General features: G+C 48.9%; 15 protein-coding genes. 10 read left to right on the forward strand and 5 right to left on the reverse strand.

Translation table 11 applies throughout. The features are described from left to right. Positions 1-11: 11 nt before the first annotated feature. The gene (locus WCY20_RS01150) at positions 12-665 is read right to left on the reverse strand and encodes an MqnA/MqnD/SBP family protein (RefSeq protein WP_345976403.1); all 654 of its coding nucleotides are present in this window, start codon (positions 663-665) and stop codon (positions 12-14) included. 226 nt (positions 666-891) lie between these two features. Here WCY20_RS01150 and WCY20_RS01155 point away from each other — a divergent pair, with 226 nt between their 5' ends. Genes WCY20_RS01155 through WCY20_RS01165 form a run of 3 tightly spaced genes read left to right on the forward strand, consistent with a single transcriptional unit; the run spans position 892 to position 2,769 of the window. Next, complete coding sequence (locus tag WCY20_RS01155; RefSeq protein ID WP_345976404.1) at positions 892-1,113, forward strand: MoaD/ThiS family protein; 222 nt, start codon at positions 892-894, stop codon at positions 1,111-1,113. Between the two features lies 1 nt (position 1,114). Beyond that, complete coding sequence (locus WCY20_RS01160) at positions 1,115-1,561, forward strand: molybdenum cofactor biosynthesis protein MoaE (RefSeq protein WP_345976405.1); 447 nt, start codon at positions 1,115-1,117, stop codon at positions 1,559-1,561. After that, entirely contained in the window at positions 1,558-2,769 is a 1,212-nt protein-coding gene (locus tag WCY20_RS01165) for a molybdopterin molybdotransferase MoeA (protein ID WP_345976406.1), read from the forward strand. The genes WCY20_RS01160 and WCY20_RS01165 overlap by 4 nt, the downstream gene beginning before the upstream one ends. On the opposite strand, the gene WCY20_RS01170 is transcribed toward WCY20_RS01165, so the two are convergent. Next, positions 2,766-3,890 (reverse strand): GGDEF domain-containing protein, encoded by a 1,125-nt coding sequence (locus WCY20_RS01170; protein ID WP_345976407.1) that lies wholly within the window; start codon positions 3,888-3,890, stop codon positions 2,766-2,768. The two genes, WCY20_RS01165 and WCY20_RS01170, sit on opposite strands and share 4 nt — an antisense overlap. A gap of 106 nt (positions 3,891-3,996) precedes the next feature. Further along, positions 3,997-5,328 carry an MFS transporter gene (locus tag WCY20_RS01175; protein WP_345976408.1) on the reverse strand — a complete coding sequence of 444 codons (1,332 nt, stop codon included), beginning with the start codon at positions 5,326-5,328 and terminating at the stop codon, positions 3,997-3,999. A 136-nt stretch (positions 5,329-5,464) separates the two neighbouring features. Between WCY20_RS01175 and rdgB the strand changes: the two genes are divergently transcribed. Together rdgB and WCY20_RS01185 are read left to right on the forward strand one after the other, a co-directional pair. Next, positions 5,465-6,070 carry an RdgB/HAM1 family non-canonical purine NTP pyrophosphatase gene (rdgB, locus tag WCY20_RS01180; RefSeq protein WP_345976409.1) on the forward strand — a complete coding sequence of 202 codons (606 nt, stop codon included), beginning with the start codon at positions 5,465-5,467 and terminating at the stop codon, positions 6,068-6,070. Between the two features lie 290 nt (positions 6,071-6,360). Beyond that, the gene (locus WCY20_RS01185) at positions 6,361-7,935 is read left to right on the forward strand and encodes a reverse transcriptase family protein (protein WP_345976410.1); all 1,575 of its coding nucleotides are present in this window, start codon (positions 6,361-6,363) and stop codon (positions 7,933-7,935) included. A 16-nt stretch (positions 7,936-7,951) separates the two neighbouring features. On the opposite strand, the gene WCY20_RS01190 is transcribed toward WCY20_RS01185, so the two are convergent. Continuing rightward, the gene (locus WCY20_RS01190) at positions 7,952-8,098 is read right to left on the reverse strand and encodes a hypothetical protein (protein WP_345976411.1); all 147 of its coding nucleotides are present in this window, start codon (positions 8,096-8,098) and stop codon (positions 7,952-7,954) included. A gap of 179 nt (positions 8,099-8,277) precedes the next feature. Between WCY20_RS01190 and WCY20_RS01195 the strand changes: the two genes are divergently transcribed. After that, on the forward strand, positions 8,278-8,745 hold the full coding sequence (locus WCY20_RS01195) for a rhodanese-like domain-containing protein (protein ID WP_345976412.1): 468 nt from the start codon (positions 8,278-8,280) through the stop codon (positions 8,743-8,745). Between the two features lie 35 nt (positions 8,746-8,780). On the opposite strand, the gene WCY20_RS01200 is transcribed toward WCY20_RS01195, so the two are convergent. Then, on the reverse strand, positions 8,781-9,389 hold the full coding sequence (locus WCY20_RS01200) for a DUF134 domain-containing protein (protein WP_345976413.1): 609 nt from the start codon (positions 9,387-9,389) through the stop codon (positions 8,781-8,783). Between the two features lie 102 nt (positions 9,390-9,491). Between WCY20_RS01200 and WCY20_RS01205 the strand changes: the two genes are divergently transcribed. Genes WCY20_RS01205 through cydB form a run of 4 tightly spaced genes read left to right on the forward strand, consistent with a single transcriptional unit; the run spans position 9,492 to position 12,802 of the window. Further along, positions 9,492-9,887: a NifB/NifX family molybdenum-iron cluster-binding protein gene (locus WCY20_RS01205; protein WP_345976414.1), complete on the forward strand. Its 396-nt coding sequence runs from the start codon at positions 9,492-9,494 to the stop codon at positions 9,885-9,887. A 20-nt stretch (positions 9,888-9,907) separates the two neighbouring features. Further along, entirely contained in the window at positions 9,908-10,141 is a 234-nt protein-coding gene (locus tag WCY20_RS01210; RefSeq protein ID WP_345976415.1) for a DUF4492 domain-containing protein, read from the forward strand. After that, entirely contained in the window at positions 10,141-11,670 is a 1,530-nt protein-coding gene (locus tag WCY20_RS01215) for a cytochrome ubiquinol oxidase subunit I (protein WP_345976416.1), read from the forward strand. The genes WCY20_RS01210 and WCY20_RS01215 overlap by 1 nt, the downstream gene beginning before the upstream one ends. A gap of 1 nt (position 11,671) precedes the next feature. Continuing rightward, on the forward strand, positions 11,672-12,802 hold the full coding sequence (cydB, locus tag WCY20_RS01220) for a cytochrome d ubiquinol oxidase subunit II (protein WP_345976417.1): 1,131 nt from the start codon (positions 11,672-11,674) through the stop codon (positions 12,800-12,802). Positions 12,803-12,808: the final 6 nt, after the last annotated feature.

Raw genomic sequence — 12,808 nt, forward strand, 5'->3', positions numbered from 1 at the left:
ATTAAGCAGTATTACAGATTTTTAGATAGGTGCCAGAATTTTCGGAGTCCGGCTTTAGCTTTGCTGTCAACCTCATAGGAGATGTAGGTGAGATATGTCTGAATATCTTTGGGTGCAATGCCGGTTCGCATGGACGCTTCATGAAGCAGATATTGCGGGATTTTTCGCCGGTCTCTTTTAAAGGCTTTAGAAAGTTTTTTGATCTCCTGTTGATGTCCGTGATGGCAGAGAAGTGCAAAGACAAAGGGGAGCTTATATTTCTCATGCCACACTTTTGCCAGGTCGATCGTGCTGCCGTCGCCTTGGAGATAATGGCGCAGTGCCTTATCACCGATCAGGACCTCGCCGTTGAGACCGAGAACTTTTGCCAATATGTTTGATGTGGCACTTTCCTGGTCTGCCATATAGGTGTCAGAAGGTATCAAGAGTACGCTCAAGACCTCTTTTTTGGCGATAATACCGAGGTCGACAAAACGTTCGTGTCTGGCCTTTATGCTTGAGATAAAGGCGGCATCGACACGGCGCGCTGCATAATCGGCATTGATCTTGGACGGCACCCCTTTTTTATAGTTGAAACTTTTATATGTGCGGGAAGAACGCCCATACCGCTTCATAAAGAGATGAAAAGGAAGCAGGTTCAAATACTGGATCTTGCCAAAGAGCATAAAACTCCCTTTTTTTGTCGCAATTATAACGCATTGAAGGTTTAGCTTTCGCGAAAACGATGCTGGTTTCTTGTAAATGGATCGTTTTGCGACTCAGGTTGCTTTTTCGATAGGTTAAGCAGTGTTCCTGTCTTATACGAACTCACCAACTCATGGTGCTGTTTACAAATATGCTATAATCGCGATAATAATAAAGAGGGGGAATACCCTCTTTTAAGGATAGAAAATGGTACGTGTAGAATTTTTGGGGCCGATACAAAAAGAGGCTTTAGAGCTTGAAGCGGCAACGCTTCGGGATGTAGCCGCAGCTCTTCAGAGTGATGCCGAGGTCAAGGATTGGCTTGACACCTGTGCGGTGGCAGTCAATGACACCTTGGTCAAGAGTCTTGATACTGTGTTGAAGTCCGGTGACAAAGTCTCGCTTCTGCCCCCGGTCTGCGGGGGCTGAGATGCTTGAACTTTACGATGGTCCGGTCCCGGTCGAAGAGATCCTGGTGCGTTGGTACCGTGAAGAAGCGGGCAGCAACTACGGTGCTTTTATCCCTTTTATCGGAACGATCCGTGACGAAGAGGGTATTTCGGGCTTGAGTTTCGATATTTACGAGCCGATACTGGAGTCATGGTTTGATGCATGGCAGCAGAGGGCGAAAGAGGCGGGTGCGATCCTGAAGATGGCCCATTCCAAAGGGGATGTTCCCCTGCACACCTCTTCGTATGTTGCGGCGGTCTTCTCGCCGAAACGCAAGGTCGCACTGAAGATGATTAATGACTTTGTCGAGGATTTCAAGGCAAGCGCCCCGATCTGGAAGTATGACCTCAAAGAGGGAAAACGCGTCTATGCCCGTGATCGTTCAACGCCGATCAGCGGCAGCGGCCTCCTTGGGGAAGAGGCGTGAGTTTTCTTGCCTACGAGGCGTCGGTAGAACGCCTTAACGCTCTGGATACGGGTGCGGTCCGCAGTGAGAAGGTCTTTTTAAATGCTTCTCTCGGACGCTATCTGGCAGAAGATCTGGTCGCTTTTGAGAATTCACCGACACAGCCGACATCTGCGATGGACGGTTATGCGGTGCTCCACAGCGATCTCGCTTCGGGCCGCATCAAGATTCTTGGCGACAACCCTGCCGGCAGTGATGAGACAAGGGAAGTCACAAGCGGATACTGCATCAAAACCTTTACCGGGTCGGTGATGCCGCGTGGTGCCGATACTCTTATCCCGATCGAGAATGTGACAGTGGAAGGTGATACGATTATTGTCAATAAAGAGGTTTCCTGTGGATTCAGTGTCCGTCCGATCGGCGAGAGTTATGCCAAAGACGATGTGCTGATCAACAAAGGGACCAAGATCGGTTTTGCGGAGATCGGCGTGATGGCGGGCCTCAATACGGCCGTAGTTCCGGTGGTTTTGAAACCGCGTGTTGCGGTGCTGTCGACAGGCAGTGAGATCCTCGAGATCGGAGAACCGCAGCAAAACGCCGCGCAGATAAGAAGTTCAAACCATCACACGATCGCGGCGATTGCCAATATGGCCGGCGGTGAGGCGATGCAGATGGGGGTTGTCAAAGACGACCGTGCTTCGATCACTGCGGCTTTTGAAAACGCCCTCTCTTCGGCTGACATCGTGGTCAGTACCGGAGGCGTGAGTGTCGGCGACTATGATTTCGTCAAAGATATTATCCCCGCATTGGGGGCCGAAGTGGTTTTCAAAGGAGTGAACATCAAACCGGGGCAGCACGTCATGGTCGCCCAAAAAGGGGAGAAGCTCATCATTGGACTCCCTGGGTTTGCTTACTCGTCAACGGTGACTTTTTTATTGTACGTCGTCCCGTTGATCAAGAAGTTTCTGGGTAGCGAAAAAGTGTTCGAAGTAGTCGAAGCGACGCTGGCAGAACCGTTCAACAAACGCTCCAAGAAAAGCGAGTTTACCGCCTGCAACCTCCGTTTCGAAAATGGGCGTTACGTCGTCGATTTTGAAGGGAAAAAATCGGGAACGTCCGCGATTTTGACCAATATGCTCGGCAGTTCCGCACTGATCCACAGCAAGGAAAATGACGGAGCTAAAGAGGCTGGCGAGACGGTTAAGGTTATAAAACTCGATCGTTTCTAGATCGCCACGAGAGAGATGCTGTTTCGCCCATTCTCTTTGCAATGGTAGAGTGCTTTGTCCGCCTGAAAGAACTTGGACTCAAAGGTATGACAGACTTCGATCGGTCGGGAGACCACCGCACCGATCGAGGCAGTGAGATAAGCGGCGGCCTTACTGCTCTTGTGCTCTATCCTGGCACTGCGTATACTCTTCTGTATGCTTTGAAGCCGCTCTTCTATCGACTCTTTTGACCTCCCTGCAATAATACCGCCAAACTCTTCGCCGCCGATCCGAAAAACATGGTCATCGCTGCGGCGCAGTACGTTCTTCAAAATATCGGCTACCTTTTTAAGCGCCTTGTCGCCCATCTGATGCCCGTAGGTGTCGTTGTAGTTTTTGAAATAGTCGACATCCAGAATAAAAAAGCAAAAATAGCTGTTCTCTCTCGAGGCGATGTCCATTTTTTGCGGGTAGATCTCGTGGAGTTTGCGGCGGTTGTAGAGATCGGTCAGATGGTCTTTATGGGAGAGCTCACGCAGTTTTTTGGCATTTCTGCGCTCTCTCTCATGCAGCAGATGAAGTGCCTTGAAGGTGCGTTCACGGTTGTATTCGGCAAGCGAGATGACGAAGACGGTGCCGAAAGAGGCCACCGCCAAACGCAGAAAAGCCTGCATCGACCACGCCCCCTCTTCCCAGACGCCTATGCCGTTATAGGCGAAAGAGAGAAGAATAACGTAATAGACAGCGGTGATGGCAAGACCGAAACGGACCCCCTTGAGCAATATAGCGAATGCGGGGAAAAATAGGCTCCAGACCAGCCCGAAATCTCTGTTCTGACTGACAATGCTGAATGTAAGAAGGAACAGAAAGAGAAAATAGATCGTATAGGTGGCGACAAGCGAAAAGTTTTTGTAGCGGACAAGATGTCGCAGCAGCCCCAGACTGACAGCCGCGGCAGATGCATCGGCAATAAACATCTGGGTGTCATGGAAAGAAAAAAGCTGTTTTATCGTAAAGAACGAAGAGGCGGCCGAGAAAAAGCCCAGCAGCGAGAGCAGCAGGGCATATTGGAATGCTGTATACGCTTTGGAGTCGTATTGGCCGATCTGTTGGTTAAGCACTGCAAGTATATTTTTAGGCATCTCTCTCTTCGGACTCCACGAGTTGAAGATTCATTATAACAGAAAATACACATAAAAATATAAAAAAACAGAATAGAACCTAAAGGCGAGGTTCCGTTGGCAATGTTTACTTTTGAATTTTCGCGAGGATCGCCTCTTCAGCGATATCGTCACTGCGGTATTTCACGACTACAAGGTCTTCCGTCTCATTGATGTACCACTCTGCAATAGCGTCATGCTCAAGGTCTTCAAGTTTTTTCATATCGATCTCGTCGATATGTTTGAAAAGATGTTTGTGCTTTGCCGGATTTGAGAGCTTGATCGCTGTCATGATCAACCAGAGTGCGCCGATCAGCCCCAGTATCATCCCCATGCTCTGACGGTCAGAGATGTCCAGCATCAAACCGGCAAAGGTACCGCCCAAAAAGGTCATGAAGTAGGAGATCGAGTTGGAGATCCCGAGAGCGGCACCTTTCTGGTGCACTTTTGCATATTTGGAGATGAGCGACTGCACCAACGGCTCCATCATATTGAAGCCGATAAAAAAACTGACGACGCCGACAATGAAAAGTACCGGCGTCGTGGCGTAGCCCATCAACACAAATGCGGTGATAAAGAGGACAATAGAGAGCATAAAGATCTCTTTTGCCTTGTTGTGTTTCTCACCGAATACGGCAGCCGGCCCCATTGCGATCAGGCCGAAGAGCATTGCCGGTAGATAGACCATCCACAACTCCGATTTTTCCCAGGCAAAACCGCCCTCGGCAAGCGGGTTGGTCATGATGATCGGGATCAGTACGAAGGCGACGGTCATCAGCCCTTTCTGCATACCGTTGATGATGATCATGCCGAGCAGGTTCGGATCTTTGAGAATATCGGAGGTCTTGGTCGTGTTATGGTAGATGTGGCGGATACGCGGGGGCGTCGGTACTTTGGTGAAAAGCAGCAGCATGGCCAGGCCGGAGAGTCCGGCGGTTACCCAGAAAAGAAAATCGACCCCGAAAGCAGCCCCCAGTACCGGACCAAGACCCATTGCCAAGGCAAAGGAGAGGGCAATAGTACCGCCCATCATCGCCATCGCTTTACCGCGTACCTCTTCGGGAACCAGGTCGGAGATCATGGCGGTGACAACCGCACCGATCGCACCGGCACCCTGAAGGAAACGGCCGACCATCAGGGTATAGATGTCCGTGCTCAGAGCCGCAATCACGGAACCGATAAGAAAGATGACAAGTCCGACGAAGATGGTCGGTTTGCGGCCGATCTTATCGCTGATCGTGCCGAACGGTACCTGAAAGAGTGCCTGCGTTAGGGCGTAACCGCCGACGATGATACCGACGAGCAGAGGTGTTGCCCCCTCCATGCTCATGGCGTAGACCGAGAGAACAGGAAGAACGAGGAACAGCCCTAAAAAGCGCAGGGATAAAATAGCCGAGAGCGGCATTATTTTTTTGAACATGAACAGACCTTCGGGTAAAAATAGTGGCAATTTTCTAGACAACTGCGTTAAAATGCGCATTATAGTACAGATGCTGTTTTTTTTGTCTCAAAGATAGAGGCAGTGTTTTGAATTAAAAGTTGCGTAAGGAAGTAAGATGCGAATTGTCCTGGCCACCTCTAATAAGGGGAAAGTACGTGAGATAAAAGCGATGTGCAGTGATTTTGAAGTGGTGCCCTACACCGACCTGATAGATGCTTTTGACATCATCGAGGATGCCCCGGATTTTAAGGGAAATGCCCTGATCAAGGCGCGGGCTGTATATGCGGCGCTCGGCGACGAGGATGCTATCGTCCTTTCTGATGACAGCGGCATCTCCGTAGATGCTCTCGGTGGCGAACCGGGTATTTACAGTGCGCGTTACGCCGGGGAGGATGCCAGCGATAAAGAGAACCTTCAAAAACTGATGAACGCGGTCAAAGCCAAAGGGTTGGAGAGTTCCCCGGCACACTATACGGCAGCCATTGCGATCGTGACGAAAGAGGGTGAGCAGACAGTACACGGCTGGATGTACGGTGATGTCATTACCGTGCCTCGCGGTGACAACGGTTTTGGCTATGACCCCTGTTTTATACCGGAAGGTTTTGACAAAACCCTGGGTGAGCTTGACGAAGAGGTAAAAAAAGGACTGTCGCATCGATCAAAGGCCCTTTATCTGGCTGCCCTGGTGCTGCATACGATCAAAAAAGAACGTCATCAGTAGATATCGTTTCGGAGCACAACATTCATCATATTGCAGTAATACTAGACGGGTCTTTTATCAGATGACTATCCCGTTCCTGACTGTTGCCAGCTGCCTCCGGCGATCACGGAACAGAGATAGTAAAACATGATGCTGTTTAAAGCTAGTATGAGCATGACTTGATTATAATAAAACTAGGCAGTAGCTTTATACGATTTCGATCGTAGTTCAGGTCCGTTTTGGTAGCGCGTTTCGCCTACTTTTCTGAATGGTCCCACTGAAATTCGTGCTGCCTTCCTAAGAGAAGAACTATGATCAAACAATACAAGACTATCAAAATTGCCAAAGGTGATGGACGATATCGAATACTTTACGCACCACACAAAGCCTACAAAAACAAATTAATATCGTTTCTTCCGGAACTACAGCAAAAACTCCATAATATCGATGTAGAAGGTCGTATCCACGGTTTTATGCGCGGCCGTTCACCGGTGAGCAACGCACTCAAACATGTCGGCTACGCCTACACGCTCTCGCTTGATCTGGAAGATTTTTTTGACAGTGTGAAAGCGGATATGGTCAAAGCGTACCTGAGTGAAGAAGCGTTCTCTCTCTGTTTTATCGACGGCATCGCCAGGCAAGGTCTACCGACAAGCCCTGTGATCGCCAATCTCGCTTTTGTAGAGATCGATAAAGCGATTGCGGATGCTCTTTCAGATGAAGGGGTCTATGCTGTCTATACCCGTTACGCCGACGACCTGATCTTCTCTTTTAACGACAAGGCCTTTGCGGAGACGATTGAAAAAGTTGTCGAGAGGATCATCAATGGTGCAGGTTTTCGCCTTAACCATAAAAAAAGAAAGCTGCAGAGTGCCAAAAACGGCCGGAGGATGATCACCGGTATCGCAGTGGACAACCGCGGCATCCACCCCAGCCGGGCATTGAAACGCCGCATCAGGGCGGCGGTGCATCAGGAGAACAGGGCTGAGGCCTTCGGTCTTCTCTCCTGGGCCGAGTGCAGACCTCCCAAAGCGTTTTATACCGATCGTGATCTGCTTAATAAAAACATCTTTGACGGAGAGGCCTTGGACATCTCGAACGATTTTTACCTTGCGAATCTTCTCTCTTTCGAGGCCTATGTCGACGCAGTTGAAAGCGACTTTGACGGTTCTGCCCTTTTGCATGAGCAGGATAGAGAGAAGTGGGAAAAACAGAAGAGTGCTTTTCTGACGCAGAGAGAAGCATTTTATATAAAAGAGAAAAAACGTGCCGAAGCGGAGCATCAAGAGAGACGTAAAGAGATGGAGAGACATTTTTTAGCTGAAAAAGAGGAGAAGAGAGAGGAGAAAAAGTTGCAGAAAGAGACAGTTACCCAGAGCGTTTCTTCTACCCGTCCTGAAGAGAATAGCGAGGACGCCTCTCCCAAAGAGTTGAAAATCGATCTTGATGCGCTAAAAGAGATAGAACAGCAAGAGAGCGCACATTTCCAGGCAGAGAAAAAAGCACGTCGGCGCAGGCAGGAAGAGCAACGCCAGGCCAATGAGGAGAAAGAGGAGAAAAAACAGCGGCTTAATAAACTCTTTTTAGCAAGTATTCTTCCCCTTTTGATCCTCTTAGGCGCGATGAGCTACTACTTTTCAGCGACAAAGATCGAGATAAAAGAGGCGTACCCGCTCTTCATCGAAACGGTACCGTTTGATGCCAAAATACAGATCATGAACATCAAACCGGCATACAAGCCGGGAATCCTGCTTAAACCGGAAAACTATGATATACGTATCAGCAAAAAGGGGTATGAGACCCAGCGGTTCTGGATAAAGATGGAGCACGAGAACAAAATCGTCAAACGCGAATTGAAGAAGGTCAAAGTCCGTAAGGTCTATTAACCTTTGACCGCGCTAATCAGAAAAGTGGATACGTTCTTCCATTCTCTTTTTCGATCGCATAGACTATCTGGAAGGTGATGGTCCCGAAGCTGTGCTTTTCGGCGATTGTCGTTAATGTACTTTCTTCAAATCCAAAATGAAAACCCCTTCTTTCCGTGATCATGGAAACTCCCGTATTCGCTTTCGAGATCAGTGACAGCGATGAAACCCTTTTCGGGCTATTTTCTATATCGGAAGCAATTTATCGCACGATGGCGGTATTTGACGTATAAAATACGTCATAAGTTTTATTTAATCGTCACTTTAGTAGAGTTCCAAAAAATAAAAAGGGGGAGTATTCCCATGATTAAAAAAATAGTAACAGGTGCGGTTTTATTTTCGACTTTGGCGCTGAACCTGTCTGCATTCGATACGAATAAAGCAGAGGATTTTGACGCTTTCTACTCGCACATGACACAAAAAGCGTGTGCTGCTTCAAAACTTTCGATCGGCAGTGACGAAGTGATGCAGATGCTGCGTGAAGAGAAAAAGTTCACTCTGCTTGATATCCGTACAAAAGGGGAACTGGCTGTATTGGGACTCAAAACTGCGAACACCGTCGAGATGCCTCTTGAACATCTTTTTGAAAAAGAGAACCTTGCGAAACTGCCGACCGATGAATTGATCGTGATCGTCTGTTATTCCGGTACACGCGCGACGATGGCTGCCGCCAGTCTGAAGATGCTTGGTTTTAAAAATACGCGTGTGATGAAAGGCGGCATAGTCGGACTTGCACAAGGCAATACACCAAAAAGCGCTCCGCTGAAATAGGTTGAAAGTCTCTGTTTAGACAGAACAGGCAGAGGCTAAGACCGCTGCTGACCGTTTAAAAATCCCAAATTCAGCAGTTTTTCCACTTCGATCTTTTTTGTGACAACAGGGGAGATCCCTTTAGCCGCCAAGGCATGCTTGAGCCCCTCCCCGATACTGCTGCTGACAAAAAAGTTGACGTTATGTTCTGAGAAAAACCCGGGCAGCAGCTGTCCCGGTTTTCCTTTCTGTACGAAGACGGGGTTATCCAGGATCTCCGTGCTGACGACTTCGCCTTCATTGATATGTAAGATGATGATAAAGGGCTGCAGCGGCGTGATGGTTTTATAACTCTCTTTATCGGAAGAGCAGAAGGCAATCCTGTAATCCTCTTTCTGGTCCTTGATGATGAGGTTTGCGCCGCTTACCAGGGCCAGAGCGACCTTCTCATGCGCGCTTTTCATGATGCGCGAAAAGGTAGGGCGTGAAACATTCATCTTCTTTGCGGCATCGGCCTGGTAGAGCCCCAGCAGATCCATCAGGTAGATCGCTTCGATCTCTTCGTGAAAAAGGGTGATACTGTTTTCACCCTTTTGTTCAAGCGGTCCGAAAGCCTTGACGAGGGGTTTGAAATTGAGGGTGCGTTTTATTTTTTCTCTTGCCATAAAGAAATTATATCCAATCAAGTTTTTAATTTGACATATGTTCATAAAATCGCTATCATTCGGACATATGTTCATATAAACACTAATTTACAGGAGTCTCAGATGTTGGCAGTAGCAGTAAAGACAGACAAAGAGAACACAGCAGTCTCCCCTCTATTCGGTAAGGCGAAGTTTTTTGCCTTCTATGACGGGAAAAATATTACAATAGAAAAAAATGAAGTAGGCGACGGCATAGCGGTGATCAACTGGTTCGCACAAAAAGGTGTCGATACGATCATCGTCAAAGAGATGGGGAGCAACCCCTATAAGGCTTTACAAAACTATCATATGAAGTTATTATATGCGGGTGACGAACGTATAGAAGTAGCGGATATCATCAAAAAATATGAAGCAGGCGAATTAAATGGACTCAATGCGTCACAGATGCAAAATATTATTGCAAAACATGAAAAGCATCATACGCATCCCCATGGGCATGAACACGGGCATACACATTAAATATTGAACGGGTAAAAAAGATGGCGCAGAAGAGTTTTTCCAGGTTGAAATGGCTGTTTTACCTCTATTATGACGGCTTTAAGAACATGAAAACAGGCAAGACGCTTTGGCTGATCATAGGGATCAAGCTTTTTGTGCTGCTGGTCATTATCAAGTGGCTCTTCTTCCCCAACTTTTTAGAGACCCGTTTCACAAACGATGAAGACCGGGGTGCTTATATCCTCGATGCATTAACACCACCAAAGGAGAAATAATGGAAAATGCTGATCTGTTGGTAGATTGGTCGCGTGCCCAGTTTGCACTGACCGCGCTCTATCACTGGCTTTTTGTACCGCTGACGCTCGGTCTGACCTTCCTGGTTGCTATCATGGAGACGATCTATGTCAAGACAGGCAAGAGCGAATGGAAAACACTGACGAAGTTTTGGATGACCCTGTTGGCTATCAACTTTGCGATCGGTCTTGCGACCGGTATCATCATGGAGTTTGAGTTCGGGACCAACTGGTCGAATTACTCCTGGATCGTCGGCGACATCTTCGGGGCTCCGCTTGCTATCGAAGGGATCATGGCTTTCTTTATGGAGTCGACCTTTTTTGCCGTGATGTTCTTCGGCTGGGACAAGGTCTCTAAAAAGATGCACCTGCTCTCAACATGGCTGGTCGCATTGGGTTCCAACCTTTCGGCTTTGTGGATCCTGGTTGCCAACGGCTGGATGCAGAACCCGGTCGGGATGCGTTTCAACCCTGATACCGCGCGTAATGAGATGGTCGACTTCTGGGCGGTGCTTTTCAACCCGAACGCCGTCAGCAAGTTCCTTCACTCCATCAGCAGCGGTTATGTACTGGCCTCGCTCTTTGTGATCGGGATCAGCAGCTGGTACCTTCTGAAACGGCGCGAGGTCCTGTTTGCCAAGCGTAGCATCGTCGTGGCATCGAGTTTCGGTCTGTTGACCTCGCTCTTTCTGCTTGCAAGCGGTGACGAGTCGGCGCATCAGGTCGCTCTTAATCAGCCGATGAAACTGGCAGCGATGGAAGGGCTCTACAAAGGCGAGGAACGTGCCGGTATTATCGCCTTCGGCCAGCTCAATCCGGACAAAGAGGTCGGCGACGACAATGCGCCTTTTGAGTTCAGTATCGAGATACCGTATGCCCTCTCTTTCCTCGGGTATCACTCCTTTGATGCCTTTGTCCCGGGTGTCGAAGACCTGGTCTATGGCAATGAAAAATACGGCATCATCAGTACCGCGGAGAAAATTGCCATCGGTAAGGAGGCAATTGCCTCACTCAGCGAGTATAAAGAGGCGAAAAAGAGCGGTGACCTGGTCACGGCTGATACGGCACTGCAGCGTTTTGAAAGCAGCAGCCATTATATGGGGTACGGCTATCTTGAGAAGCCTGAAGATGCCGTGCCGAATATCCCGATAAGTTTTTACAGCTTTCACATTATGGTGGGGCTGGGCAGCTGGTTTATCCTGCTCTTTATCGTGATGCTCTACAGTATTATGACCAATGAGATGGAGAAGCGACGCTGGCTGTTGTGGGCGGCACTCTTTACGATTCCACTCGGGTATGTGGCCCAGGAAGCGGGCTGGATTGTCGCGGAAGTGGGTCGTCAGCCGTGGGCAATTCAGGATATGCTGCCGGTCGGTATGGCGACGTCGAGCATCGAGCATACCAGTGTCATGATCACCTTCTGGCTTTTTGCGGTCCTCTTTACTGGACTGCTTTTTGCCGAGGTCAAGATCATGTTGAAACAGATCAAAATCGGACCTGAGGAGCATTAGAATGTTTGAAAATCTATCGTTATTGGTATTGCAGCAGTATTGGTGGTTCCTGATCGCTGTTCTGGGCGCACTCTTTGTTTTTATGACCTTTGTCCAGGGGGGTCAGACCCTTCTCTACACACTTGCCGAAAGTGACAAAGAACGCAATGTTCTCGTCAATTCACTGGGACGGAAATGGGAACTTACCTTCACCTCCCTGGTGATGTTCGGCGGGGCACTTTTCGCCGCTTTCCCGCTCTTTTATGCGGTCAGTTTCGGCGGGGCCTATTATGTCTGGATGGCGATTCTCTTTTCTTTTATCATTCAGGCGGTTTCGTATGAGTACCGTAAAAAGCCAGACAACCTCTTCGGCGAACGCAGTTACGAGATACTGCTCTTCATCAACGGAAGTGTTGGTGTCTTTCTGATCGGTGCCGCCGTTGCGACGCTCTTCACCGGCGGAAACTTCATCGTCAATACGATGAACCTTTCGCGCTGGACGATGCCGAGTTACGGTCTTGAAGCACTGCTGGATCCTTTCAATGTGGCCTTCGGACTGATGCTCTTCTTTTTGGCACGTATTCAGGGGTCGATGTACTTCCTGAACAACGTCGCCGAAGAGAGCATCGCTGAGCGTGCCCGTAAAAGTGTCCGGACCAACGCCCTCTTTTTTCTGCCGCTCTTTATCGGTGTGGCGGTTGCCATCCTTTTGATGAGCGGGTACGGGTATGACCCGCAGAGCAAAAGTGTGGAGATCGTCGCCTTCAAATTCCTGAAAAACTTTATGGCGATGCCGGTCGTGGCGATCATGCTGCTTGCCGGGACGCTCCTGGTACTCTTTTCGCTTTACAGCACACTCTTTAAAGAGAGCAACAGAGGGATCTGGTCTTCGGGTCTTGGTACCGTTTTGGTCGTGATGAGTCTTTTCCTGATCCTTGGACTGAACAATACTGTCTACTACCCGTCGCTCTCCGACCTGCAGAGCTCACTGAGCATCGAAAACAGTTCAGGAAGCCACTACACGCTCACGGCCATGAGCTATGTCTCGCTTTTCGTTCCAGCCGTACTCGCATACATCATTGTGGTGTGGCGCGCGATGGACAGAGAGCCGATCACGATTGACGAAGTCGAAGCCGACTCGCACCACTATTAAGGAGAG

Source organism: Sulfurimonas sp. HSL3-7 (genome assembly GCF_039645985.1).
Taxonomy (GTDB): Bacteria; Campylobacterota; Campylobacteria; order Campylobacterales; family Sulfurimonadaceae; genus Sulfonitrofixus; species Sulfonitrofixus jiaomeiensis.

Excerpts from the sequence above, each read along its gene's own strand:
- WCY20_RS01190 (WP_345976411.1), bottom strand. The coding sequence starts at position 8,098 with ATGATCACGGAAAGAAGGGGTTTTCATTTTGGATTTGAAGAAAGTACA.
- WCY20_RS01200 (WP_345976413.1), bottom strand. The coding sequence starts at position 9,389 with ATGGCAAGAGAAAAAATAAAACGCACCCTCAATTTCAAACCCCTCGTC.
- WCY20_RS01185 (WP_345976410.1), top strand. The coding sequence starts at position 6,361 with ATGATCAAACAATACAAGACTATCAAAATTGCCAAAGGTGATGGACGA.
- WCY20_RS01210 (WP_345976415.1), top strand. The coding sequence starts at position 9,908 with ATGGCGCAGAAGAGTTTTTCCAGGTTGAAATGGCTGTTTTACCTCTAT.
- WCY20_RS01175 (WP_345976408.1), bottom strand. The coding sequence starts at position 5,328 with ATGTTCAAAAAAATAATGCCGCTCTCGGCTATTTTATCCCTGCGCTTT.
- WCY20_RS01170 (WP_345976407.1), bottom strand. The coding sequence starts at position 3,890 with ATGCCTAAAAATATACTTGCAGTGCTTAACCAACAGATCGGCCAATAC.
- WCY20_RS01215 (WP_345976416.1), top strand. The coding sequence starts at position 10,141 with ATGGAAAATGCTGATCTGTTGGTAGATTGGTCGCGTGCCCAGTTTGCA.
- WCY20_RS01205 (WP_345976414.1), top strand. The coding sequence starts at position 9,492 with ATGTTGGCAGTAGCAGTAAAGACAGACAAAGAGAACACAGCAGTCTCC.
- WCY20_RS01150 (WP_345976403.1), bottom strand. The coding sequence starts at position 665 with ATGCTCTTTGGCAAGATCCAGTATTTGAACCTGCTTCCTTTTCATCTC.
- WCY20_RS01160 (WP_345976405.1), top strand. The coding sequence starts at position 1,115 with ATGCTTGAACTTTACGATGGTCCGGTCCCGGTCGAAGAGATCCTGGTG.
- WCY20_RS01195 (WP_345976412.1), top strand. The coding sequence starts at position 8,278 with ATGATTAAAAAAATAGTAACAGGTGCGGTTTTATTTTCGACTTTGGCG.
- WCY20_RS01155 (WP_345976404.1), top strand. The coding sequence starts at position 892 with ATGGTACGTGTAGAATTTTTGGGGCCGATACAAAAAGAGGCTTTAGAG.
- rdgB (WP_345976409.1), top strand. The coding sequence starts at position 5,465 with ATGCGAATTGTCCTGGCCACCTCTAATAAGGGGAAAGTACGTGAGATA.
- cydB (WP_345976417.1), top strand. The coding sequence starts at position 11,672 with ATGTTTGAAAATCTATCGTTATTGGTATTGCAGCAGTATTGGTGGTTC.